Raw genomic sequence first — 23,916 nt, forward strand, 5'->3', positions numbered from 1 at the left:
ACTCAGTGGCGCAATTTGTACCCGGAGCGCAACAGCAGCAGCGCGGCCGAGGCGATCAACGCGAAGCTCGTGCCCACCACCGTCAGGCTCAACCACGGCGACACATCGCTGACGCCGAAGAATCCACGCCGGAAGCCGTCGATCATGTAGAAAAATGGATTCAGATGGCTGATGTTCTGCCAGAAAGACGGCAGCGAGTGCACCGAGTAGAAGACGCCGGACAAAAACGTCATCGGCATGATGATGAAGTTCTGGAACGCCGCCATCTGGTCGAACTTCTCCGCCCACAGCCCGGCGATCAGGCCCAGCGACCCCAGCATGCCGGCGCCCAGCAGCGCGAACACCAGGATCCACCACGGCTCGGCGAACGCCGGCGGCGCGAACCAGACCGTGACGGCGAACACCCCCAGCCCGACCGCCAGGCCGCGCACCACCGACGCGCCGACATAGGCGGTGAACCAGGCCCAGTGCGACAGCGGCGTGACCAGCAAAAACACCAGGTTGCCGGTGATCTTGCTCTGGATCAGCGACGACGAACTGTTGGCGAACGCGTTCTGCAGCACGCTCATCATCACCAGGCCCGGGATCAAAAAGCTGGTGTAGGCCACGCGGTCGTAGACCTTCACGTGATCCTCGAGCACGTGCCCGAAGATCAGCAGGTAGAGCACGGCCGTCAGCACCGGGGCCGCCACGGTTTGGAAGGCGACCTTCCAGAAGCGCAGCACTTCCTTGTGAAACAGTGTGCGAACGCCGGCGAAACGGGTGATCACTCCCGCGGGGATGCGCCCCGTCATCATCGAGACACCCCGGCAATCTCGGGCCGCCGCACAAAGGCACCGGGATAGGTGTCGGCCTGCATGATCTCCAGGAACACGTCTTCGAGGTCCGCGCGGCCGATCTCGAGATCTTCGACCTTGCACCCGGCCTGGCGCAGCAGCACCAGGATTTGCTCGACCTCGCGTGCGTCATGCGCCTTGATCTGCACGATGCGCCCGATCCAGCGGGCCTGCTCCGACAGCGCAGACGGCAGTTCGCCGTCGAGCTTGAAGCTCAGCATGGTGCTGGCGGTGCCCGACAACAACGACGTGGTGCGGTCGAGCGCGACGATCTGGCCCGCCTTGAGCATCGCGATGCGATGGCACAGCGCCTCGGCCTCTTCGAGATAGTGCGTGGTCAGCAACACCGTGTGCCCTTCCCGGTTGAGCCGGCCGATGAACTGCCACAAGGTCTGGCGCAGTTCGACGTCGACGCCGGCGGTGGGCTCGTCGAGCACGATCACCGGCGGCCGGTGCACCAGGGCCTGCGCCACCAGCACGCGACGCTTCATGCCGCCCGACAGCCGGCGCATGTTGGCGTCGGCCTTGTCGGCCAGGCCCAGCTGGGTCAGCAATTCGTCGATCCAGTCGTCGTTGCGGCGCAGCCCGAAATAGCCCGATTGGATGCGCAAGGCCTCGCGCACCGTGAAGAAGGGGTCGAACACCAGTTCCTGGGGCACCACCCCCAGGTGCCGGCGTGCCGTGGCGAAGTCGGTCACCACGTCGTGTCCGTGCACGCAGACGGTGCCGCTGCTGGCGCGCGCCAGCCCGGCCAGCACGCTGATCAGCGTGGTCTTGCCGGCGCCATTCGGCCCCAGCAACCCGAAGAACTCGCCAGGCTGGATGTCGAAGCTGACGCCTTTGAGAGCCTGCAGCTCGCCCTTGGGGCCCGGATAGGACTTGAACACATGCTGGAAGCTGACGGCTGGCATGGCGGCAGATTGTAGGCAGCGCCCGCGGGGCTGTCGCGTCGGGGTCTTGGTGCGTTCCCCGCCCCGCCCGAATTTGCTAGATTGCTTGGCAGCCGCTCGCTCGCCCCCGAGGGCGGGCGTCACGGTCCGGGAGCCCACATGCCGCAGAAGAAGCCGCGCCGTACGGCCGAACGTATCCTCGAAGTCACGCTCGATCTCTTCAACCGCTTTGGCGAGCCCAATGTCTCGACCACCCTGATCTCGGCCGAACTCAACATCAGCCCCGGCAACCTCTACTACCACTACCCGGCCAAGGACGAGCTGATCAACTCGCTGTTCGACCGCTACGAACGTGCCTTGGGTGAACTGCTGGGGGCGGCCGACAACGTCAAGAATGTCGAAGATGCCTGGCTGTTCTTCCACATGCTGTTCGAGCTGATCTGGGAGTACCGCTTCCTCTACCGTGATCTGAATGACCTGCTCAGCAAGAACCGTCGGCTCGAAACACACTTCCAGTTCGTGCTGAAGAACAAGTCGCGCGCCGTGCAGGCAGTGCTGGACGGCCTGTGCCGCCACGCCGCGGTCCGCATTTCACCGGCCGAGGCCGAGCCGGTCGCGACCGCGATGGTGGTGGTGTTGACCTATTGGCTCAGCTATGAATACGTGCGGGACCCGCGCAAGGCCCTCGAGCCCGAAGGTGCCGCTCAGGCTATGGTGCGCGGCGCCCATCATGTGCTGAGCCTTTTGACGCCCTACCTCGACGCCGCCGGCAAGGAGCATATGCTCGGCCTGATCTCGCGCTACGAGACGCGCCAAGACGGGCGCGGCACCACCACCCCCTGAACGAGACGCCCCGATGCACCGCTGGTTGGCCTTTCCCTTTCCCGACGCGCAATACGACTATGCCGGCCCGGCGCTGCGCGAGCACTGGGCCCGGCTACACGCCGGCGACGCGGTGCCCTTCCCCGAAAACGAGGCGGTGCAACAGGCGTGGCGTTGCTTTCATGCCGGCGAATTCGAGCAGGCGGTGCGCGCCGGGCTGGCGGCCGGCCCGGCTGGCCTGACGGTGGCGAACAAGGCACAGGCGGTCTACGCCACCTACCTCGAACCCAACGAAAAGCACAAGCTGGCGCTGCTGCTCGAGGTGGCCGAACGTGCGCAGGCGCAATGTGCCGGCCAGCCGGACGACGCCGGCGCCCACTTCTGGCTCGGCTACGCGCTGGGGCGGTATGCGCAGGGCCTGAATCTCCTGCGCGCGGCCGAGCAGGGCCTGGGCCCGCGGGTGCGCGAGGCGCTGGAAGCGACGCTGCGGCTGGCGCCCGCCCATGCCGACGCCCGAATCGCGCTTGCCGCACTGCAGGCCGAACTGGTCGACAAGACCGGGCCCCTGCTCGGCAAGATGCAGGGCGCCAGCAAGGCGTCGGCCGTCGCCCTGTTCGAGGCAGCGCTGCAGCTGAATCCCACCTCGGTGATCGGCCGTATCGAGTACGGCATCGGCTTGATGATGCTGGAAGGCGAGGAGGCACTCGACGCCGCCGAGCGGCTCTACCACGACGCAGCGGCCTGCCGGCCTGCCGACGCAACCGAACGCCTGGCGGTGGAGGCGGCGATCTCTCTGCTGGACGTCTGAGTCTCGAGGCGCAGCGGCCGGCGCCTCACCGCATCGGCCGGCTGAGGAAGCGCGACCCCTGCGCCACGAAACGCCACGGCAGCTCGGTCGCCTTCGAGATGCCGATGCGGGCGCCGGCCAACACCGGCAGCGGCTCGGTGGCCGGCAGCCATTGGAACGGCGGCTCGGTCACCGGCACGCCGTCGTGGCCGCCATCGATCGCCAGCGCCTGGCACAACCGGCCCGGGCCGGCGCACAGCAGCGACGGCGATTGCACACCGCGCCGGGCCTGCATGACCTGGATGCCGTGCGTCGGCTCGAGCGCACGGATCAGCACCGCGGCCCCCTGCCCGGTGGCGCCACACACGATGTTCAAACACCAGTGCATGCCGTAGGAACGGTAGACGTAAGCGCGGCCGGGCGGGCCGAACATCGCCGCGTTGCGCCGAGTCGGCCCCGCGTAGCTGTGCGAGGCCGGGTCCTTGCGGTCATAGGCCTCGGTCTCGACGATGCGCCCGCCGACACCGTCGACCAACAGGACGACACCGATCAACGACCGGGCGAGGTCGACTGGAGGTTGGCCGAAATCGATGGCCGCAACGGCACTTGATCCGGCATCAGGTCCCAAAGCCGTCACGCCCCGCAACCCACATGTGGTGCCGAACTGTGCAGAAGTTCATGAACCGACCCTGCGCCCCTGCGGGAAACCGCCGAGTCGACACCGCAGAGGGCCAACGCAAAATCGTTTTGCAAAATGTGAGGGTGGTCACTTGAAGTACGCCAAAACAAGCCAGGGCAGCGACGTCATCAAGTCCAGGACAGTCGCGTTGAGCCCCAAGCTGCGCACCTTGCTGCTGCTGTGCGACGGACACCGTTCCGACGCCGAGGTGCTGGGCACGACCCACGGCATGGGGGCCACGCCGGCCGACCTCCACGAGTTGTTGACGCTTGGGCTCATCGAACCCGTGGGCGGCATGCGGCCCCCGCCGGCGCCAGCCAAACTCGCGGCCCAGAGCGCGCCCGAAGCCCTCTCCTTCGCCCCGACGATACCCAACGACACCGCGCAGCGCTACCAGGTGGCGTACCGGCTGGCGACCCAGCTGACGTCCGAACTCGGCCTGCGCGGCGTGCGCCTGCAGCTCGCGGTCGAGGCGGCGATGACCCTGCAGGATCTGCAGCAGCTGGAGCCCCGGCTGCACGAAGCCTTGCTGGCCACCCACGGGCCGGCCAAAGGGGCCGACAAAGCACGCGAACTCGGGCGCGCCCTGCACGGCCAAGGCTGAGCACGCCAGGCCCGGCGCACCGCCCCTCGGTGCAACTCAGCGGGGCGAGCCGCGATGCTGGTCGCGCGCGGCATCGGGCCGGGTGGTGCGGGGAGGCCCGAGGGCGTCGGCGTCCTGCTCGGACAAGCCATCGTGCCCCAGCGCCATGTCCATGCCGGCTCCCGGATCCTCCTCGCCGGCCACCGATTCGGCCGACAGATCCACCGCTGCGCCCTGATGCTGCTGCGCGTCGGCTACGGGCGTTGCACCGGCTCCCTTTGCGGGGGGCGGGGTGGCGGATGGAGGGTTTCGATTCGAATTGCTCACTGTGGCTCCTGGTGACGGAACGAACGGCATCGGTCTGCCGCCGCGATGGATGCCCTGCACCACTGCAATCGCTATACCCGCGGCTCCGGGGCACCCCGGCCGCCGCCACGTGTCGCCCCGACCGGCGCCCGCGTACCGACTACACCTGCGTGTAGTCCGTACCGCGCCGCGGCGCTGGGCACCCCGCACCGTCGTCGCCCCAGATCGGCGCTCGCCGCCCGGTACACTGATCTGTCGGGACAGGTCGCCTCGCAGGCCGGTTGTGACGGGCTGCTGGCGCTAGACTGCGCAGCCGGGGCCCCGCCCCCATCGCAGGCCGCATGCGGCCGCGGCAGCGCGCGACCGCGGCAGCGCGCGACGTTCGTGCGGTCGTCCGCCCTTTATCCTTGCCATCATGTACGCGAAATTCTTCGGCTTGCGGCACGAGCCTTTTTCGATTGCCCCCGATCCGCGCTACCTGTTCATGAGCGACAGGCACCGCGAAGCGCTGGCGCACCTGCTCTACGGGTTGCGCAGCGGCGGCGGGTTCGTGCTGCTGACCGGCGAGATCGGAGCCGGCAAGACCACCGTGTGCCGCTGCTTCCTCAAGAAGATCCCGCGGCGTTGCAACGTCGCCTACATCTTCAACCCGAAGCTGACGGTCCACGAGCTGCTGAAATCGGTCTGCGACGAGTTCCGCATCTGCTACGAACATCAGGGCCCGGGCCCGGCGACCGTCAAAGACTACCTCGATCCCCTCAACGACTTCCTGCTCAAGGCCCACGCCGCCGGTCAGGACAACGTCCTGATCATCGACGAGGCGCAGAACCTGTCGGCCGACGTGCTCGAACAGCTGCGGCTGCTGACCAACCTGGAGACCAGCGAACGCAAGCTGCTGCAGATCATCCTGATCGGCCAGCCGGAGCTGCGCGGCATGCTGGCGCGGCCTGAGCTGGAACAGCTGGCCCAGCGCGTGATCGCCCGTTTCCACCTCGAAGCCCTGTCCGAGGCCGAAACCGCGCAATACATCCGCCACCGCCTGGCCGTGGCCGGCATCAGCGGCCCGGTGCCGTTCGACCGCAAGGCGATGCAGGCCATCCACCGGCTGTCGCGCGGGGTGCCCCGCCGCATCAACCTCTTGTGCGACCGGGCGCTGCTCGGCGCGTACGCCAGCGGCAAGGCCAAGGTCGACGCCCGCATCGTCGACAAGGCCGCGCGCGAGGTGTTCAACAGCAAGACCGAGCGGTCCGCCGTGCCACTACGCCGCCGCCCGCGCCGCATGGCCGCCGTGGGGCTGAGCCTGGCCGCAGGTGCCGCGGTGGTGGGGGTGGCCGCGCTTGCGCTCGAAGGCCGCTTCGATCGCCATGCCGTCGCCGCCGCACCGGCTGCTGCGGCCTCGGCCGCCCTGGCGGCGTCGGCGCCGGCGTCGTCGGCTTCACCACCCAAGCCGTCGCTGGTCAGCGTGGCCGCACCCGGTTCCGGGCCCGCCACCGGCAGCGCGGCGGTGCCGGAGAGCGATCTCAGCGCGTCCAGCGCCAACCTGCTGCGCAGCGAAAAAGACGCCTGGCGCGAGCTGGCCCAGGCCTGGGGTGTCACGCTGCCCGAGGGTGACCCCTGCGAACAGGCCGCCGGCCGGCAGTTGCACTGTTTCCGCACCGGCGGTGGGCTGGCATTGATCCGGCAACTGGCCCGGCCGGGCATCCTGACCCTGCACGACCACAACGACAAGCCCGCCTACGCACTGCTGACCGGCTTGGGCGACCGCAGTGCCACCTTGCGCGTGGCCGGCGTGACGCAAAAGGTCTCGCTGACCTCGCTGGCCCGCATGTGGCGCGGCGATTTCTCGACCTTCTGGCGGACGCCGACCGGCTACCAGGACAGCGTGGGCGAGGGTGATGCCGGCCCGGTGGTCGACCACCTGGTGCGCTCGCTCGCCAGCGCCAATGGCCGCCCGCCGCCGACCGGGCCGCACAGCTTCGACGCCGCCCTCAAGTCGGAGGTCTACACCTTCCAGCTGGCGCAAGGGCTGAAGCCAGACGGCCGCGCAGGCCCGACCACGTTCATGCAGCTGAACCGCGCCACCGGCGTCGCCGAACCGCGCTTGCAGACTGAAAGGTAGCGCGATGTCCTACATCCTCGACGCCCTGAGACGGGCCGACTCCGAGCGCGAACGCGGCGCGGTGCCCAGCCTCCACACGATGCCGGCACCGGCCGTCGTCGACGACGGCGACGGCGACGACGACGACACGCCGCGCGCCAAGCCCTGGGTCTGGATCGCAGCCGGCGTCTCGCTGGGCTTGCTCGTGCCGCTCGCATGGCAGATGTTCGGGCGCGACGACCCGCCCCCGAGCGTGGCCCTTGCCCCGGCGCCGGCGGCCGCCCTGCCCGCGGCACCGCCACCGGCCCTGCCGCCCGAGACCGCGATGACACCGGCCGAGCCCCCCTCACCGCCGCCGCTCGTCGACCCGGCGCCCGCGCGCCCTGCGACGGCGCCGATGCACCCGGCCGAACGCCACGCCGCCGCGCTGGAACCCCCGCGTGCTGCGACCAAAAAAGGCGCGCCGGCCGAGACCGCCGCCCCAGCCGGCGAGAACCGCACGGCGCGCCCGACGCCGCCGCCGGCCAAGCCCGCGTCCGAAGGTCGCATCTATGCCGAGCACGAGTTGCCGGCCGAGATCCGGCGCGACCTGCCGAAGGTGGCGGTGGGCGGCTCGATCCACTCCGACAACGCCGCCGACCGCATCCTGATCATCAACGGCGGGCTCTACCACGAGGGCGACCGGCTCGAACCGGAGCTGACACTCGACAAGATCGAGCTGAAGCGGGCCGTGCTGAAGTTCCGCGGCTACCGCTACGCGATCAGCTACTGACCGCCCGCCAGGCCGGGCTGGCGGTCAGCCCTGGCGTGCCAGCACCGGCCGCAAGGCGCCGCCGGTGTGGCTGCCGGCCGCCACCACCGCTTCCGGCGTGCCCGCCACCACCACCCGTCCGCCGTGCACGCCGCCTTCAGGGCCGAGGTCGACGATCCAGTCCGCCTCGGCAATGACGTCGAGGTCGTGCTCGATCACCACCACGCTGTGCCCGCCGTCGACCAGGCGGTGCAGCACGCGGATCAGTTTTTCGACGTCGGCCATGTGCAGGCCCACGGTGGGCTCGTCGAGCACGTACAGCGTGTGCGGCGCCTTCTGGCCGCGCCGCGTCACGTCGTCGCGCACCTTGCTCAGCTCGGTGACCAGCTTGATCCGCTGCGCCTCGCCGCCGCTCAGCGTCGGTGACGGCTGCCCCAGCGTCAGGTAGCCGAGCCCGACGTCCTTCAACAGCTGCAAGGGGTGCGAGATGTTGGGCATGGACGCGAAGAACTCGACCGCCTCGTCGACCTCCATGTTGAGCACGTCGCCGATGCTCTTGCCGCGCCAGGTCACCGCCAGCGTCTCGGCGTTGAAGCGCTGGCCGTGGCAGACGTCGCAGCCGACCTTCACATCGGGCAGGAAGCTCATCTCGATGGTGCGCATGCCCTGCCCTTCGCAGGCCGGGCAGCGGCCGTCGCCGGTGTTGAACGAGAAGCGCGCCGGCGCGTACCCGCGCGCCTTGGCCTCGAGGGTTTCGGCGAACAGCTTGCGGATGGTGTCCCAGAAGCCGACGTAGGTGGCCGGGCAGGAGCGCGGCGTCTTGCCGATCGGCGTCTGGTCGACCTCCAGCACCCGGTCGACGCGCTCCCAGCCCTCGATCGCGCTGCAGCCGCTGAAGGCCGGCAGGCCTTTGCCACGGTTGGCGACGATGGCCTGCACATTGGTCAGCAGCACGTCGCGCGCCAGCGTCGACTTGCCCGAACCGCTGACGCCGGTGACCGCCACCAGCCGGTGCAACGGCACCTCGACCGTGACCCCGCGCAGGTTGTGCAGGTTCGCCCCGCGCACCACCAAGGCGGGCGCGCCGTCGGCGACCTCGCGGCGCGGCTGCAGCGGGTGCAGCAGCGGGCGCGCCAGGAAGCGGCCGGTCAACGAATCGGCATGCAGGGCCAGCTCTTCGGCCCGGCCTTGCGCGATCAATCGGCCCCCGCGCTTGCCGGCCCCCGGCCCGATGTCGATGATGTGGTCGGCCCGGCGGATCGTGTCCTCGTCGTGCTCGACCACCACCAGCGTGTTGCCCTGCGCGCCCAGCTTGTGCAACGCGTCGAGGAGGATGTTGTTGTCGCGCGGGTGCAGCCCGATGGTGGGCTCGTCGAGCACGTAGCACACGCCCTGCAAATTAGAGCCGAGCTGGGCCGCGAGTCGGATGCGCTGCGCCTCGCCGCCCGACAGTGTGGGGGCGGCGCGGTCGAGCGTCAGATAGCCCAGCCCCACCTCTTCGAGGAATTCGAGCCGGCTGCCGATCTCGGCGATCAGGTCGCGTGCGATCGCGCCTTCGCGCCCGTCGAGCTGCAGCGATCCGACCCAGCCGCGAGCATCGCCGACCGAACGCGCGGCGATCTGTGCGATCGATTCCTCGCGGAAGCGGATCGCCAGCGACACCGGGTTGAGCCGCGCGCCCAAACAGGTGCCGCAGGGTTGATCGGCCACACCCTCGACTTCGGGCTCGGCGAAGGTCTGTTCACGGCCCTTGTTGTCGTCGTCGCGCTGGGTGTCGTCGAAGGCCTTGCGCTGCTCGCGCGTCAGTTGCACGCCGGTGCCGACACATTCCATGCACCAGCCGTGCTTGGAGTTGTACGAGAACATGCGCGGGTCCAGCTCGGGATAGCTGGTGCCGCACACCGGACAGGCGCGCTTGGTCGAGAACACCTTGACCTTGCCGATGCCGTCCGTGGGCGTGCCCGCCGCCATCGCCGCGCGCAGCCCGTCGAGCGGCGCGAGCAAATGCATCACGCCCTTGCCGAGTTCGAGCGTGCGGGCCAGCAGCTCGCGCAAGGCTGCCTCGTTGTCGGCCGAGACGACGATGTCGCCCACCGGCAGTTCGAGCGTGTGCTCCTTGAAACGGTCGAGCTTGGGCCACGGGTCGACCGGCACGAACGCACCGTCGACGCGCAAATGCGTGTGGCCGCGCGCCTTGGCCCATTTGGCCAGGTCGGTGTAGAGGCCCTTGCGGTTCACCACCAGCGGCGCCAGCAGGCCCACGTGCTGGCCCTTGTGGTCGCGCATCAGCTGCGCGGCGATCGATTCGGGCGTCTGCGGGCGCACCTCGGCGCCGTCATGGATGCAATGCTGCACGCCCAGCTTCACATAGAGCAGGCGCAGGAAATGGTAGACCTCGGTGGTGGTCGCCACCGTGCTCTTGCGCCCGCCGCGCGACAGCCGCTGCTCGATCGCGACGGTGGGCGGGATGCCGTACACCGCGTCCACCTCGGGGCGGCCGGCCGGCTGCACGATGCTGCGGGCGTAGGCGTTGAGCGATTCCAGGTAGCGCCGCTGCCCTTCGTTGAACAGGATGTCGAAGGCCAGCGTCGACTTGCCCGAGCCCGACACGCCGGTGACCACGCTGAACTTGCCGCGCGGGATGTCGACGTTCATCGACTTGAGGTTGTGCTCGCGGGCGTTGACGATGCGGATCACCTCGTCGGTCGCGCGGGCGGCTTCGCGGCGCGAGCGCAGCAGCGATTGCAGCGGCCGGCCCTCCTCCACCCGCTGGCCGTTCAGGCCCAGTGCCGCCTCGTATTCGCGCAAGGCCTGGCCGGTGTACGAGCGCGGATGCGCCTTGACGTCGTCGGGCGTGCCGGTGCACACCAGCTCGCCCCCCTGCTCCCCGCCGTCCGGGCCCAGGTCGACGATCCAGTCGGCGGCACGGATCACGTCGAGGTTGTGCTCGATCACGATCAGCGAGTGGCCGGCGTCGAGCAGCTTGCGGAAGGCCCGCATCAGCTTGGCGATGTCGTCGAAATGCAGCCCGGTGGTGGGCTCGTCGAACAAAAACAGCGTGCCCTTCTTGGCCACCGCCTGGCGGCTCGCGGTGGCGTTCTTGGCCGCCTCCGCCAGAAAGCCCGCCAGCTTGAGCCGCTGCGCCTCGCCGCCGCTCAGCGTGGGCACCGGCTGGCCCAGCTTGACGTATTCCAGCCCGACGTCGACCAAGGGCTGCAGCACGCGCAGCACCGCGCGGTCGTCCTTGAACAGCTCGGCCGCCTCGCTGACAGTCAGCTCCAGCACGTCCGACACGCTCAGGCTGCGCCAGCCGCCGGCGCCCTGGCGTTCGATGTGCACCTCGAGCAGCTCGGCGCGGTAGCGCTTGCCGTCGCAATCCGGGCAGCGCAGGTAGACGTCGCTCAGAAACTGCATCTCGACGTGCTCGAAACCCGAGCCGCCGCAGGTCGGGCAGCGGCCGTCGCCGGCATTGAAGCTGAACATGCCGGCGCCGTAACCGCGCTGTTGTGCCAGCGGGGCAGCCGCGAACAGCGCGCGGATCTCGTCGAAGGCGCCGACGTAGCTGGCCGGGTTGGAGCGCGCCGTCTTGCCGATCGGCGACTGGTCGACGAACACCGCATCGGCCACCCAGTCGGCATTCAGCAACCGCTCGTGCTCGCCGGGCGTTTCGGTGGCCTTGCCGTAGTGGCGCGACAGCGCCGGGAACAGCACGTCCTGCATCAGCGTCGACTTGCCGGAGCCGCTGACGCCGGTCACGCACACCAGACGCTGCAGCGGGAACTCCACCGAGACGTTGCGCAGGTTGTGCTCGCGCACGCCTTCGAGGATGAGCTTGGGTGTGCTGTCGTTGACCACCCGCCGCAGGCCGATGCCGATGTGTTTGCGCGCACCCAGGTAGGCGCCGGTCAGGGTGTCGGCCTGGCGCAAGGCGTCGGGCGGGCCGTCGAACACGATCGCGCCGCCCTTCTCGCCGGGGCCGGGCCCCATGTCCAGCACCCGGTCGGCAGCCAGCATCACGGCCGGATCGTGCTCGACCACCACCAGCGTGTTGCCGGCGTCGCGCAAGCGGTGCATCGCTTCGACGATACGGTTCATGTCGCGCGGATGCAGGCCGATGCTCGGCTCGTCGAGCACGAACAGCGTGTTGACGAGCGAGGTGCCGAGCGCGGTGGTCAGGTTGATGCGCTGCACCTCGCCGCCCGACAGCGTGCGGCTCTGCCGGTCCAGTGTGAGGTAGCCGAGGCCGACGTCGCACAGGTAGCGCAGCCGGGTGCGGATCTCGTCGAGCAGCAGCTTGAGCGCTTCGTCGAGCAAACCGCTGGGCAAGGTGAGGCTGTCGAAAAAGCGCTTCAGGCGCTCGATCGACAGCATCATCAAATCGTGCAGGCCCAGGCCGGGCAGCGCTTCGAGCTGCTCGCGGCGCCAGCCGGCGCCGACCGGCAGGTGACGCTTTTCGGGCGGCAGCACCGCGTCGGCGTCAGCCTTGGAGCCGAGCCGCCACAGCAGCGACTCGAGCTTCAGCCGGGCCCCCCCGCAGTCGCCGCAGGGCGTGTAGCTGCGGTACTTGGACAGCAGCACCCGGATGTGCATCTTGTACGCCTTGCTTTCGAGGTACTCGAAAAAGCGCCGGATGCCGTACCACTGCTTGTTCCAGTTGCCGCTCCAGTGCGGCGAGCCCTCGATCACCCAGTCGCGCTGTGCCGGGCTGAGCTGGCTCCAGGCCGTGTCGCGCGGGATGCCGGCTTCGCCGGCGTACTTGAGCAGGTCGTCCTGGCATTCCTTCCACGCCGGCGTCTGCAGCGGCTTGATCACGCCGGCCCGCAGTGTCTTGCGGTGGTCGGGGATCACCAGCCCCCAGTCGACCCCGATCACGCGGCCGAAACCGCGGCAGGTCTCACAGGCGCCGAAGGCCGAGTTGAACGAGAACATCGCCGGCGTCGGCGCGCTGTAGCGCACCTCGCTGTCGGGGCTGTGCAGGCCGGCGGAATAGCGCCACAGCTCGGGCTCGGCGTCGTCCCGCAGCGCATAGACGTTGACGCGGCCGCTGCCGCGCTTGAGCGCGACTTCCAGCGCTTCGATCACACGCGCGCGTTCGGTGCCGGGCAGGCGGAAGCGGTCGGCCACCACGTCGAGCACCTTGCGCGGGCCGGTCGGCGTGGCGACCTCGCGCTCGGCCTGCACGCGTGTGAAGCCACTCGCCGACAGCCACTGCTCGACCTCTTCGGGCGAGGTGTGGGCCGGCAGTTCGACCGGAAAGGTCACGATCAGCCGCGGTGCAGCGGCGGCGCTGCGCTCGCTCAGGTCGGCGTAGATCGATTCGGGGGTGTCTTCGCGCACCGGCTTGCCGGTCTGCCGGTCGAACAACTGCGCCGCCCGCGCGTACAGCAACTTCAGGTGGTCGTTCAGCTCGGTCATCGTGCCGACCGTGGAGCGCGAGGTGCGCACCGGGTTGGTCTGGTCGATCGCAATGGCGGGGGGCACGCCGTCGACCTTGTCGACCGCCGGCCGGTCCATGCGGTCGAGGAACTGGCGCGCGTAGGCGCTGAACGTCTCGACGTAACGCCGCTGCCCCTCTGCGTACAGCGTGTCGAAGACCAGGCTGGACTTGCCCGAGCCGGACGGGCCCGTCACCACCGTCAGTTCGCCGGTGTGGAGGTCCAGATCGAGGTTCTTCAGGTTGTGCTGTCGTGCGCCGCGGATGCGGATGACACCGGAGCTCATGGGGGAGGGTCTTTCTGGGAATGCCGGCCAAGCGGGCCGCGGGACATTCTAGGGAAGCCGGCCTGGCATGTCGGACAGGTCGTGGATGGCCCCAAAACAGGGGGGCAGCCTGGGTCTGGCGGTGCTTCCCTGGCACTTCATACAGAGGTCAATCCGCCGTCTAGATGTTACAAAAGCCGCGCTTCAGGCCCCGTTCAGGTTGGAGGGCTTGGCATGCGGGCGGCGGCTTGCCTCGCGGTGTGCATGCGTTCGCCCACCCCTCTCACCACACGACCGGAGAGTACGCAGATGAGCTTCAAACACTGGGGAGGTTGGGCGCTGGTCCTGGCCCTCACGCAAGCCCTGGCCGGCGCGGCAGCGGCGCAGGTGTTGATCGGCCAGACCGCCGGGTTCTCGGGCCCGGTGGCGGCAGGCGTGAAAGAAACCACCGACGGCGCCCGGCTCTATTTCGACGCGGTCAACGAGCGCGGCGGCGTGTACGGCCAGAAGATCGAGCTGGTCTCGCTCGACGACAAGTTCGAGCCCAAGCTGGCCGCCGTCAATGCGCAGAAACTGATCGTCGAGCAGAAGGTCAGTGCGATGTTCCTGACCCGGGGCACCCCGCACACCCAGGCGGTGGCGCCCTTGCTGGCCGAACACCGGGTGCCGTTGGTCGGCCCATCGACCGGCGCCGTCGTGCTGCACGACCCGGTGCACCCCTACATCTTCAATGTGCGGGCCACCTACCAGCGCGAGGCCGAACGCGCGGTGCGGCACTTGAGCCTGATCGGCATCGACCGCATCGCGGTGGTGCATGTCGACGACTCTTTTGGCGCCGATGCGCTGGCGGGCGCGATGCGCGGCTTCAATGCGGTCAGCAAGCAGCCGGTGCTGGTGGAGAAATACGACCGCAGCAAGCCCGATTTCATGCTGCTCGTGCCCCGCATCGTCGGTGCCAACAGCCAGGCGGTGCTGTTCATCGGCGCGGCCGCAGCCCTCGTCGACGGCACCCGGGCGCTGCGCACCGCCGGCTCGCGCGCCCAGGTCGTGACGCTGTCCAACAACGCCTCGGCCGGCTTCATCAAGCAGATGGGCGACCTGGCGCACGGCACCATCGTGACGCAGGTGTTCCCGTATGAACGCTCGGTGGCCGCGCCTCTCGTCAAGGAGGCCCTCGACCTGGTGCGCAGCAAAGGCGGGACCGAAGTGTCGCCGGCCATGATGGAAGGCTTCGCCTCGGCCAAGGTGCTGGTCGAGGCCTTGCGGCGTGCCGGTCCCCAGCCGAGCCGCGACAAGATCGTCGCGGCGCTGCACAGCCTGAGGAAGTACGACCTGGGCGGCATGGAGATCAGCTACACGCCCGCGGACCACTCCGGCCTCGACTACGCCGACCTGTCCATCGTCGACTCGAACGGCCGCTTCCGGCGTTGAACCATGGCAGCAGCGGCGGGGCACGACCACGGTGAGGGCCACGAAGGTGCGCCGCCTGCTGCCGCGGGCGGACGACACACACCAGAGCGGGCCGTCTCGCCCTCAGGCCGCCGTTTGCCGCTGCACGAGCTCACACCGGTACAAAAACCGGCTCACCAAGTCCCACTGTGCCGGCACGTTGAGCGCAGGCGCATGCCCGCAGCCGGGCACCGTGACCACCGTCGCGCAGGGCCCGCGCCGTTGCATCGCCTCGGCCACCTCGGGCAGCAGCAGGTCGGACTCGGCGCCGCGCAAACACAGCACCGGGATGTCCAGGCTGTCGTAGACCGGCCACAGGTCATAGTCGCGGGGGTGGCGGGCGAATTGCATCGCGATGGCCGGGTCGTAATGGGTGGTGACGCGCCCGCCCGGCAAACGCCGCGTCGAGGTTTCCGCCATGCGGCGCCATTGCGCGTCCGACATCCAGCCATAGGGCTGGTAGACCGTCCGCAAGAAATCCTCCAACTCGGTGACCCGTTCGAACGACGGCGGTTGGCCGGCGTAGTCGCGGATGCGGGCGATCGCCGGCTCGGCCAACTGGGGCCCGATGTCGTTGAGCACCAGCCCCTGCACCCGCCCGCGCAGCGTGGTCCCCGCCGCCAGCATGCCGATCGCGCCGCCCATCGACGTGCCGAGCCAGAACATGCGGTCGAGCTTGAGCTGGTCGACCAGCGAGGTCGCCAGCTTGACGTAGAACGACAGCTGGTACTCCTGCTCGGGTTCGGGGCTCCATTGCGACAGGCCGCGGCCCAGCGTGTCGGGGCAGATGACACGGTAGCGGCTGCACAGGTGCTGGGCCACCTCGTCCATGTCGCGCGCGGTCCGGGCCAGGCCATGCCACGCCACCACCGTCTCTCGATGGTGCGCCCCCCATTCGGTGAAATGGATCTCGCGACCTTCGCACGCCAGATAGCGGGATGTGAAACTCATGACGTCTCCCTTGACTCCTGCACAGGAGATTCGTGACTCGAAAACCAGCTGTCCGTCGCACGCCGGCACGCACAATCCCTGCCGGGGCCGGGACCGGCCTCGACGACGACACGACAGATGCGGGATCGGATCGGCGCCAGGGGAGCGGCCCCCGAGCACCGGCTCGGCGGGGCTAGGACATGGCGCTGCACTCTTCCTGGGGTTCACCCGGGCCCGATGCCGATGCCGCTGCCGTGCCCGGCTGCGGTGCAAGGGCGGCGCGCTCACGCAGCCGGCCCACGATGCCGGTCGGGAAGTGGTAGACACACAGCACGAACAGCACGCCCAGCCACAGCAGCCAGCGGTCGGGCGAGACCAGTTGCGACAGCAGCGGCACACCTTCGACCGCGCCGGACGCCAGGCGCATCAGGTCTTGCAGATAGTTCTGCGTCAGCACGAACAGCACGCTGCCGACCACCGCGCCGTAGAGCGTGCCCATGCCGCCGATCACGACGATCAGCAGGATGTCGAGCATGATCTCGAAGCTGAGCGAGGTGTCCGGGCCGTTGTAGCGCAGCCAGACGGCCAGCATGCAGCCCGCCAGCGTCGCGAACAAGGCCGCCAGCACGTTGCTGAGCGTGCGGTACACCACGGTGCGGTAGCCGATCGCCTCGGCCCGGAAGTCGTTCTCTCGGATGGCTTGCAACACCCGCCCGAAGGGTGAGTTGACGATGCGCAGCATCAGCAGCACCAGGGCGGTCGCGATGGCGAACAGCAGGTAATAGCTGATCAGCCGCCCGTCGATCAACACCCCCAGCACCTCGCTCTCGAAGGGCTCGAAACTGGGGCTCAGCCATTCGGGCACGCGGAAGGTCAGCCCGTCTTCGCCGCCGGTGAAATCGGACAGCTGGGACGCGAGCGTCTGGAAGGCGGATGCCACAGCCAGCGTGATCATCGCGTAGAACATCGCCTTGACGCGCAGGCTGAACAACCCGATCACGAGCGACAGCACCAGCGACAACAACAAGGCCGCCGCGATGCCAACGCCGAGCGCGCCCCATCCGTCACCGAACCGGTGCGAGGCGATCGCGACACCATAAGCGCCGATGCCGAAGAACATCGTGTGGGCGAAACTGACGATGCCGGTGTAGCCCAACAGCAGGTCGTAGCTCGCCACCAGCACGATGAAGATGAGGATCTTGGCCGCCACGTTGAGCGACTTGCTGCCGGGCAACAAGAAGGGCACCAACAGCAGGCCGAAGAAGATGACGACCAGCGCCAGGGCCAGCCAGCGGCTCCTGGGAAGGTCGTAGGACAACAGCTTGCGCCATGACATGAGCAGCTCCTTTTTCAACGACCGGTGACGGGGTACAAGCCCCGCGGGCGCCATAGCAGGATCAGGACCATCAGACCGATGTTCGAGAACAGCGCCACCTTGGGGGCCAGAAAGCCGGCATAGTTGGCCATCAGGCCGACCAGCAAGGCACCGACGAAACAGCCCAGCGTCGAGCCGAGGCCGCCGATGATGATGACGATGAACAGCAGGTTGTTGATCTGCACGCCCATCTGCGGCACCACCATCTGCTGGTAGAGCCCCCACAGCACGCCGCCCAGCCCGGCCAGCCCGGAGCCGACGACAAACACGCCGACGAACAGCTGCCGGATGCGATAGCCCAGGCTTTCGACCATCTCGCGGTCTTGCACGCCGGCGCGGATCAACAGCCCGATCTTGGTGCGGTTGAGCAGGAACAACATCGCGCCCAGCACCACCAGGCCGATCGCCACGGCCATCACCCGGTACTTTTCGATCGCGGCGTCGCCCAACAGCAGGGCGCCGCGCAAGGCCTGCGGCAAGGGCAGCGCCACCTGCTCCGGCCCCCAGACCACCTTGATGATCTCCTCGCCGATGATCATCCCGCCCATGGTGATCAGGATCTGCTTCAGGTGGTGGCCGTAGACCGGCCGCACCGCGACGCGCTCGAAGGCGTAGCCGAGCGCGCCGGCGACGGCCATCGCGACCAGCATGGCCGCGAACACCGCGACCAGGTTCTGCACCAACGATGCGCTGCCGGTCCAGTCGGCCATGCCCCCCAGCACGCTGGTGGCGACGAAGGCCCCCAGCGCGATGAACACGCCGTGGCCGAAATTCAGCACATCCATCAGGCCGAACACCAGCGTCAGGCCTGAGGCGATGATGAAAACAATCATGCCCATCGCCAACCCGGCGACGGTCAGCGTGAGCCAGGTCGAGCCGGAACCGACCAGCGGCAGCGCGGCCAGCATCAGCCCGAGCACGAGCAGCAGGGGCACCATGTCGAAGCGGGTTCGTGCCACGGATCCGACCGCAGGGGCTGTTTGAGGGGCAGGGACGGTAATGGTGTTCATCTGCAGGCCTTCCTCTCTATTGATGCGACGCAAGCGACAACCCGAGCAGGCGCTGCTGCAAGCCTTCGTCTTCGGCCAGTTCGGCCATCGGGCCGGTGTGCACCACCTGGCCGTCGTCCATCACGGCGACACGGTCACCGAGGGCCTGGGCCATCGCGAAGTTCTGCTCGACGAGCAGGATGGTGGTTTCGCTGCGCTTGAGCTCTCGCAGCGCGGCGATGAGGTTGTGGATGATCGCCGGGGCCAGGCCTTTGCTCGGCTCGTCGATCAGCAGCAGCTTGCGCGGCTCGATGATGGCGCGTGCCACCGCGAGCATCTGCTTCTGCCCGCCCGACAGCTTGCCGGCGGGATAGAGCCAGAACTTCCTGAGCGCAGGGAACAACTCGAAGATCCACGCCAGCCGGCGGCTGTCGAAGTCGTCCTCGGTGCGGGCCGAGCGGGCGGCCAGCACCAGGTTCTCCTTGACGGTCAGGTCGGAGAAGATGCCCATGCTCTCGGGCACGTAGGCGATGCCGCGCTGAGCGATCTCGGGTGTGGAGAGTGCCTTGCCCGGCGCGGACAGCACCTGCCCGTCGAACACGATGCGGCCATAGCTCGCGTGCCACAGGCCCATGATGGTGCGCAAGGTCGTGGTCTTGCCGGCGCCGTTTCGGCCCAGCAGCATCGTGACCTCGCCCCGCCGCACCTCGAGGTTGACGCCGTGCAGGATGTGGTACGCGCCGATGTGGGTGTGCACCGATTCGAGGCTGAGCAGTGACGTGGCGGTCATGGAGTTCCTCCCGTACAGCGGGGTGCATGCCCCGGATTCGGATGTGTCGCCCGCACGGTGGGTGCGGTCGGTTGAAGATCTCGGCCTTCAGGTCGCTGCAGCCTCCGGCGAGCCGGAGGACGCAGCGCTGACGGCAGCTCGGAAGGCGCGCGACACGCTGCCTGCATCGGCACCCGGCCCGTGCCGATGTGCAGCGGTCGGCGCGGGTTGGGCCGGCGAGGTGTGCGCCGCCCGGGAAGGGGCGGGGCCGGACTGGGCGGGGTGGGCGGTATGGGGGTGAGCGGGATGGGAGCACACACGTGCCCCCATCCCGGGCTCCCTTGCTCACCTTCGAAATCCGAAGGCCTCATACCCCCTCCTCCACCGTCGTTCCCATGTAGGCGCTCTGCACCATCGGCAGTTGCATCACTTCGCCCGGCTGGCCGTCGGCCAGCAGCTGGCCCTGGTGCAGCACGACGATGCGGTCGGCGAGCTCGCGCACGACGTCCATCTTGTGTTCGACCAGCAGGATGGTCTTGTCGCGCCGGCGTTTGAGCTGGCGGATCAAGTCGAGGATCACCGGCACCTCGTCGACGCTCATGCCGGCCGTCGGCTCGTCGAACATGTAGACCTTGGGGTCCAACGCCATCATCAAGGCCACTTCGAGCTTGCGCTGGTCGCCGTGCGGCAGGCCGGCCGCGGGCGTGTCGGCCTTGTCCTGCAGACGCACCGCGGTGAGCACGGCCTGCGCTTCGTCGATCAGGTGCCGCTGTTCCAGCCACACGCTCAGCAGCTGCAGCGCGCCGCCGTGGCGTGCCTGGACGGCCAGGCGCACGTTCTCGAGCACCGACAGCCGCGGAAACAGCTGGGTGAGCTGGAACGCACGCCCCAGCCCACGCCGGGTGCGCAACGGCGCGGGCAGGCCACTGATGTCTTCCCCTTCCAGGCGAACGGAGCCGCTTGTCGCTTTGATCTGCCCGGAGATGAGGTTGAAATAGGTGGTCTTGCCCGCGCCATTGGGCCCGACGATGGCGGTCAGTGTGCCGGCATGGAAGGCACAGCTGACGCGGTCCACGGCCACGTGGCCACCGAAACGGATCGTGAGGTCTTGGGTTTCGAGCACGGCTGTCATGGCGTGGTCTTCTTTCGAGGAAGGTCGGACGTCGGGTACCGCGACGTCAGGAGCAGGTGCCGAGCACGTAGTGACCGGGCCCGGTCTGCTTCAGCGTCGTGACGATGAAAAAGTTCCACAGCCCGATGTTCTGGTCGGACCCCTTCGCATAGGCAAAGCCGTGGCGCTGGTAGGCGCGTCCGGCCGCCACATGGGCGAAGTTGTTGGCCGTGGTGCAGCTGGCCGTGGCGCCAGTGGTCTTGCCCGTCGCAGCGGCCGACGGCTCACTCTCTGCTCCGCTCGCATCGACCGACCTGACCGTCCACTGGTAGGCGGTGCCGGGCGACAGGCCGGTGTCGGTGTAGCGGGTGTCGGTGACCGGCTCGGAGGTGACCCGGCTGCCGCCGCGCTGCACGTGGTAGCCCGCGGCCCCTTCGACGGCGGTCCAGGAGATCGTCATCGTGGTGTCGGTGGCGCCAGACGTGCTCACGCTGCTGGGCGGCGCCAGCGACGACGCCGGGTCGCCCCCGCCGAGCCGGTCGACCATCGCCTTGATGCCCGCCATCTGCGGCCCGTTCTTCTTGGCATAGTCGGGGCTGTCATAGCCCCACCAGTCGAAGCAGCCGTTGGTCGCGCCCGGCCCGGTCTGGGGATAGAGCACCACGATGTCGTTGGTGTCGGCCCAGCGGTTGTAGCCGGTCTCGCGGATGAACTGCTGGTTCACGGCGCCGGTGTTCTGCACGCAGCCGTGCAGCGCCACGTGGAGCTTGCAGGATGCGCCGGCGGTGCAACTCTGCGGCACATAGACCCAGCCGGTGCTCGCCATGCCGTGGCCGCGCACGTAAGGGGTCTGGTCGAACTCGATGTAGCGGCCGGCAGCGGCTTCGCTGCTGCGCGGCTTGAGCGGGCCGTGCAAATGCTTGAGGATCTCGCCGGCCAGGTCGAAGCCACACTTGTTGATGTAGGGCGAGCCCTTGGTCGCACAGGCATTGCCGTATTGCTCGGTCACGAAGGCATGCTCCGCCGGGACGTCCTTGCGATAGACGATCTGCTCGGCCGGCACCAGCTTCCGGTAAAAGGCGTCGAGGTCGTCCATCACCGCGGGCCGCACGACACTGTCGCGTGAGCCCGAGAACAGATAGACCTTGGAACTGCGCAGGTTCTCGAGGGGGTCGAGGGCGCGGCTGGCCGCCCAGCTGCGCGTGATGTCGATCAGGGATTGGACCGGTATAGGGCCCGAATGCGTCATGCAGCGCCCGGTGGCGTTGACGATGCTGTTTTCGGCGCAGTAGTAGGGCCCGCCCGCGACGACACCGGCCCCTTTCTTGAAGGTCGACGAATAGGCCAGATGCAGCTGCACGGCCATGAAACCGCCGGCCGACAGCCCCGACACGCTGACCTGGGCCGGATCGATGCGCAGTTCGGGCAGTGGTTCCGCCTGCAACGAGCCGGCCAGGGCCAGGGTGGCGGACGCGAGTGAAACACGTCTGAGGTCGAACGTGAGGTCCGAGCCGATGTCGAGAACGAGATCGAGCATGTGATCGAACTTCTGGATGAACGCCATGTTGTCTCCTGTACTACGGGGGTGTGTGACCCTCCCCCTGATCGACTCACCGGCGTGCGCTCAGCCGCCCCGCGTAAACGGGGCCGGCATGGCAAGCCTGCAGCGTCGCCCGGCTTGTCGCGCCGGGTGGCTCTGGCTTCTTCCCTGACGGTTTAGGAAAGGTCTTGCAGGTGCGGGTTCATCCCCGCTTGTTGCGGATCGGCACCGGCATTTCCTGGGGTTTGATTTCGCGGACCAGCTCCGGCACTCCCCACGGGAACGCCGGGTCGACCTTGATCTTGAAGTGGTACATCGACTGCAAGGCCTGGTGGTCTTCGGGACGGAAGGTCATGGTGCCCTTCGGCGTCTCGAAGCTCATGCCTTCCATGGCCTTGATCAGCTTGTTGGTGGTGGTGTCGCCCGCCGTCTTCTTCAGCGCCTCGACCACCGCGATGCCGGCGGACATGCCACCGGCCGTGAAGAAGTCGGGCGGCGTCTTGTAGCGGCTGTAGTGGTTGGAGACCAGCCACTCGTTGACCGGGTTCTTGGGGATGCCGAAGTAGTAGTACGAGGCGCCTTCCATGCCCGGGAACTGCTTGTAGTTCACCATCTGCGGCAGGATGTTGCCGCCGGTGGCGATCTCGATGCCGTAGCGCTTCGGATCGAGGTCGGCGATCTTGAAGGGGTTGCCGGCACCGGCCCAGATGATGAAGATGATCTTGCGGCCGGGCTGGTCCTTGAGCTTGTCGAACAAGCGCTGCGCGCCGGCGGTGAAGTCGGTGGTGGTGGTCGGCAAGTACTCTTCGTGCACCAGCTTCGCATGCTTCAACGCGCTCTTGAAGGCGGCCACGCCGTCGCGACCGAAGGCGTAGTCTTGCGCCAGGGTGGCGACCGAGGTGCCGGGCTTGTCGAGCGCGACGGCGTTGGAGATCGCGTCCTGCGAGCTGTTGCGGCCGGTACGGAAGACGTACTTGTTCCATTTCTCGCCGGTGATCGAGTCGGCCACCGCCGGTTCGACCACCAGGATCTTCTTGAACTCCTCCGCCACCGGCAGCATCGCGAGCGCGACGCCCGAGGAGGTGGGGCCGACCGCCAGGTCGACCTTGTCGTCGCCATAGGCGGCCGCGAGCAGCGACTTGCCGACGTCGGGCTTGCCCTGGTCGTCTTTTTCGATCACCACCAGCTTGCGGCCCGCCACGGCCATGGTGCCCTGCGTCGCATACTCGAGGCCCATCAGGAAGCCGGCCGCCGTCTGCTTGCCATACGCTTCGAGCGCGCCGGTCTTGCTGTAGATGTGGGCGATGCGGATGTCTTTGCCTTGCTGTGCTTGCACCGCCGCTGCGGCGAGCGTGAGCGAGGTGACGGCCAGGGCCAGCAGGGCCCGCGGGATGAAACTCAAGATCATGGGGTCTCCTTCGATTGTGAGGCGGGCTCTGCCGGGCGCCTGCGCCGCTTTGTTGCAGCGCACCCTCTTAGCGCAAGAGCTGTGCCACATCGGCGATGCTGACCCAAGTGCTTGTCAGGCTTGATATTTCCCGCTACTACCGAGGGAAAACACCACTGCCGTAGTGCCCGGACTCCTTACAGTGTTTTCCCGCGAGACCGTCTGTATTTCAGACACTGTGTCTGAAGTTTGGACAGTTGACGTGGAAGGAGGCGCGCAGATTGCTGGACTCTCGTCGGCGCCCGCGGCGCAGCCGCGGGTCTCATTGAAGCAAAGGAGATCCTCATGGAAAGTCGTGCAAAGCTGTTGGGGCACCCCGTGCACCAGATGCTCGTGGTGTTCCCGCTCGGGCTGTTGGCCACGGCCGTTATCTTCGATGTGATCTTTCTGGCCAACGGCGATCCGATGATGTCCAGTGTCGCCTACTGGTTGATCGCCGCCGGGCTCATCGGGGCGGTCGTGGCAGCGCCGTTCGGCACGCGGGATTGGTTTGCGATTCCGAAAGGCACGCGTGCGAAGCGCATCGGCGCGATGCACGGCGGCGGCAACATGATCGTCGCCGTGTTGTTCCTGGTCAGCTGGTGGCTGCGGCCGGAGCCGCCCGCGGGCCCTGCGGTGTCCGCCCTCGTGCTGTCCTTCGCTGGCGCCGCCCTCGCGATGGTGACCGCGTGGCTCGGGGGTGAACTGGTCGACCGGCTGGGCATCGGCGTTGACGACAACGCCAACGTCAATGCACCCAGTTCGCTGAAGCGGGACCCGGCGCGACGCGACGCGCACTACGCCGGCCAACGCTGAGCGTGATGGGTGGGTGGCGGTGCCTCCACGCACCGCCGCTGCCCGCGCCGTGTGGCCGC

General features: G+C 68.2%; 18 protein-coding genes. 7 read left to right on the forward strand and 11 right to left on the reverse strand.

The genetic code is table 11. The annotated features are described in order from the left end of the window. Window positions 1-2: 2 nt before the first annotated feature. Both AAW51_RS23210 and AAW51_RS23215 read right to left on the reverse strand, forming a co-directional pair. Window positions 3-797 (reverse strand): ABC transporter permease, encoded by a 795-nt coding sequence (locus AAW51_RS23210; protein WP_238947674.1) that lies wholly within the window; start codon window positions 795-797, stop codon window positions 3-5. Beyond that, window positions 794-1,747, reverse strand: a complete 954-nt coding sequence (locus tag AAW51_RS23215; RefSeq protein WP_047196512.1) for an ABC transporter ATP-binding protein — start codon at window positions 1,745-1,747, stop codon at window positions 794-796. Before AAW51_RS23215 ends, AAW51_RS23210 begins: the two co-directional genes overlap by 4 nt. A gap of 138 nt (window positions 1,748-1,885) precedes the next feature. Between AAW51_RS23215 and AAW51_RS23220 the strand changes: the two genes are divergently transcribed. Both AAW51_RS23220 and AAW51_RS23225 read left to right on the forward strand, forming a co-directional pair. After that, window positions 1,886-2,569 (forward strand): TetR/AcrR family transcriptional regulator, encoded by a 684-nt coding sequence (locus tag AAW51_RS23220; RefSeq protein WP_047196513.1) that lies wholly within the window; start codon window positions 1,886-1,888, stop codon window positions 2,567-2,569. A 13-nt stretch (window positions 2,570-2,582) separates the two neighbouring features. Continuing rightward, window positions 2,583-3,356 (forward strand): tetratricopeptide repeat protein, encoded by a 774-nt coding sequence (locus AAW51_RS23225; RefSeq protein WP_047196514.1) that lies wholly within the window; start codon window positions 2,583-2,585, stop codon window positions 3,354-3,356. Window positions 3,357-3,381: 25 nt separating this feature from the next. Here AAW51_RS23225 and AAW51_RS23230 read toward each other — a convergent pair whose 3' ends face one another. Then, on the reverse strand, window positions 3,382-3,888 hold the full coding sequence (locus AAW51_RS23230; protein ID WP_238947675.1) for a DNA-3-methyladenine glycosylase: 507 nt from the start codon (window positions 3,886-3,888) through the stop codon (window positions 3,382-3,384). 217 nt (window positions 3,889-4,105) lie between these two features. Here AAW51_RS23230 and AAW51_RS23235 point away from each other — a divergent pair, with 217 nt between their 5' ends. From AAW51_RS23235 to AAW51_RS28525, 3 genes are all read left to right on the forward strand, one after another. Next, a complete protein-coding gene (locus AAW51_RS23235) occupies window positions 4,106-4,618 on the forward strand; it encodes a hypothetical protein (protein WP_047196515.1) in 513 nt (170 codons plus the stop codon). A gap of 700 nt (window positions 4,619-5,318) precedes the next feature. Then, window positions 5,319-7,022 (forward strand): ExeA family protein, encoded by a 1,704-nt coding sequence (locus AAW51_RS23240; protein ID WP_047196516.1) that lies wholly within the window; start codon window positions 5,319-5,321, stop codon window positions 7,020-7,022. A 4-nt stretch (window positions 7,023-7,026) separates the two neighbouring features. Next, complete coding sequence (locus AAW51_RS28525; RefSeq protein WP_053013869.1) at window positions 7,027-7,773, forward strand: general secretion pathway protein GspB; 747 nt, start codon at window positions 7,027-7,029, stop codon at window positions 7,771-7,773. A 24-nt stretch (window positions 7,774-7,797) separates the two neighbouring features. Here AAW51_RS28525 and uvrA read toward each other — a convergent pair whose 3' ends face one another. Beyond that, window positions 7,798-13,473, reverse strand: coding sequence for an excinuclease ABC subunit UvrA (uvrA, locus tag AAW51_RS23250; RefSeq protein WP_047196517.1), 5,676 nt, complete (start codon window positions 13,471-13,473; stop codon window positions 7,798-7,800). A gap of 288 nt (window positions 13,474-13,761) precedes the next feature. Between uvrA and AAW51_RS23255 the strand changes: the two genes are divergently transcribed. Continuing rightward, the gene (locus AAW51_RS23255; protein ID WP_047196518.1) at window positions 13,762-14,883 is read left to right on the forward strand and encodes an ABC transporter substrate-binding protein; all 1,122 of its coding nucleotides are present in this window, start codon (window positions 13,762-13,764) and stop codon (window positions 14,881-14,883) included. A gap of 102 nt (window positions 14,884-14,985) precedes the next feature. On the opposite strand, the gene AAW51_RS23260 is transcribed toward AAW51_RS23255, so the two are convergent. The 7 genes from AAW51_RS23260 to AAW51_RS23290 form a co-directional block, all read right to left on the reverse strand. Then, the gene (locus tag AAW51_RS23260; protein ID WP_047196519.1) at window positions 14,986-15,852 is read right to left on the reverse strand and encodes an alpha/beta fold hydrolase; all 867 of its coding nucleotides are present in this window, start codon (window positions 15,850-15,852) and stop codon (window positions 14,986-14,988) included. Between the two features lie 172 nt (window positions 15,853-16,024). Next, the gene (locus AAW51_RS23265; protein WP_083438530.1) at window positions 16,025-17,167 is read right to left on the reverse strand and encodes a branched-chain amino acid ABC transporter permease; all 1,143 of its coding nucleotides are present in this window, start codon (window positions 17,165-17,167) and stop codon (window positions 16,025-16,027) included. A 14-nt stretch (window positions 17,168-17,181) separates the two neighbouring features. Then, on the reverse strand, window positions 17,182-18,144 hold the full coding sequence (locus AAW51_RS23270) for a branched-chain amino acid ABC transporter permease (RefSeq protein ID WP_047196520.1): 963 nt from the start codon (window positions 18,142-18,144) through the stop codon (window positions 17,182-17,184). An 88-nt stretch (window positions 18,145-18,232) separates the two neighbouring features. After that, window positions 18,233-18,985: an ABC transporter ATP-binding protein gene (locus AAW51_RS23275; RefSeq protein ID WP_047196521.1), complete on the reverse strand. Its 753-nt coding sequence runs from the start codon at window positions 18,983-18,985 to the stop codon at window positions 18,233-18,235. Between the two features lie 346 nt (window positions 18,986-19,331). Then, the gene (locus tag AAW51_RS23280; protein WP_047196522.1) at window positions 19,332-20,096 is read right to left on the reverse strand and encodes an ABC transporter ATP-binding protein; all 765 of its coding nucleotides are present in this window, start codon (window positions 20,094-20,096) and stop codon (window positions 19,332-19,334) included. A 46-nt stretch (window positions 20,097-20,142) separates the two neighbouring features. Beyond that, complete coding sequence (locus AAW51_RS23285) at window positions 20,143-21,639, reverse strand: extracellular catalytic domain type 2 short-chain-length polyhydroxyalkanoate depolymerase (protein WP_238947676.1); 1,497 nt, start codon at window positions 21,637-21,639, stop codon at window positions 20,143-20,145. Window positions 21,640-21,817: 178 nt separating this feature from the next. Beyond that, window positions 21,818-23,023, reverse strand: a complete 1,206-nt coding sequence (locus tag AAW51_RS23290; protein ID WP_047196523.1) for a substrate-binding domain-containing protein — start codon at window positions 23,021-23,023, stop codon at window positions 21,818-21,820. 324 nt (window positions 23,024-23,347) lie between these two features. Here AAW51_RS23290 and AAW51_RS23295 point away from each other — a divergent pair, with 324 nt between their 5' ends. Beyond that, on the forward strand, window positions 23,348-23,857 hold the full coding sequence (locus AAW51_RS23295) for a DUF2231 domain-containing protein (protein ID WP_047196524.1): 510 nt from the start codon (window positions 23,348-23,350) through the stop codon (window positions 23,855-23,857). Window positions 23,858-23,916 lie beyond the last annotated feature (59 nt).

Source organism: Caldimonas brevitalea (genome assembly GCF_001017435.1).
Taxonomy (GTDB): domain Bacteria; phylum Pseudomonadota; class Gammaproteobacteria; order Burkholderiales; family Burkholderiaceae_C; genus Caldimonas; species Caldimonas brevitalea.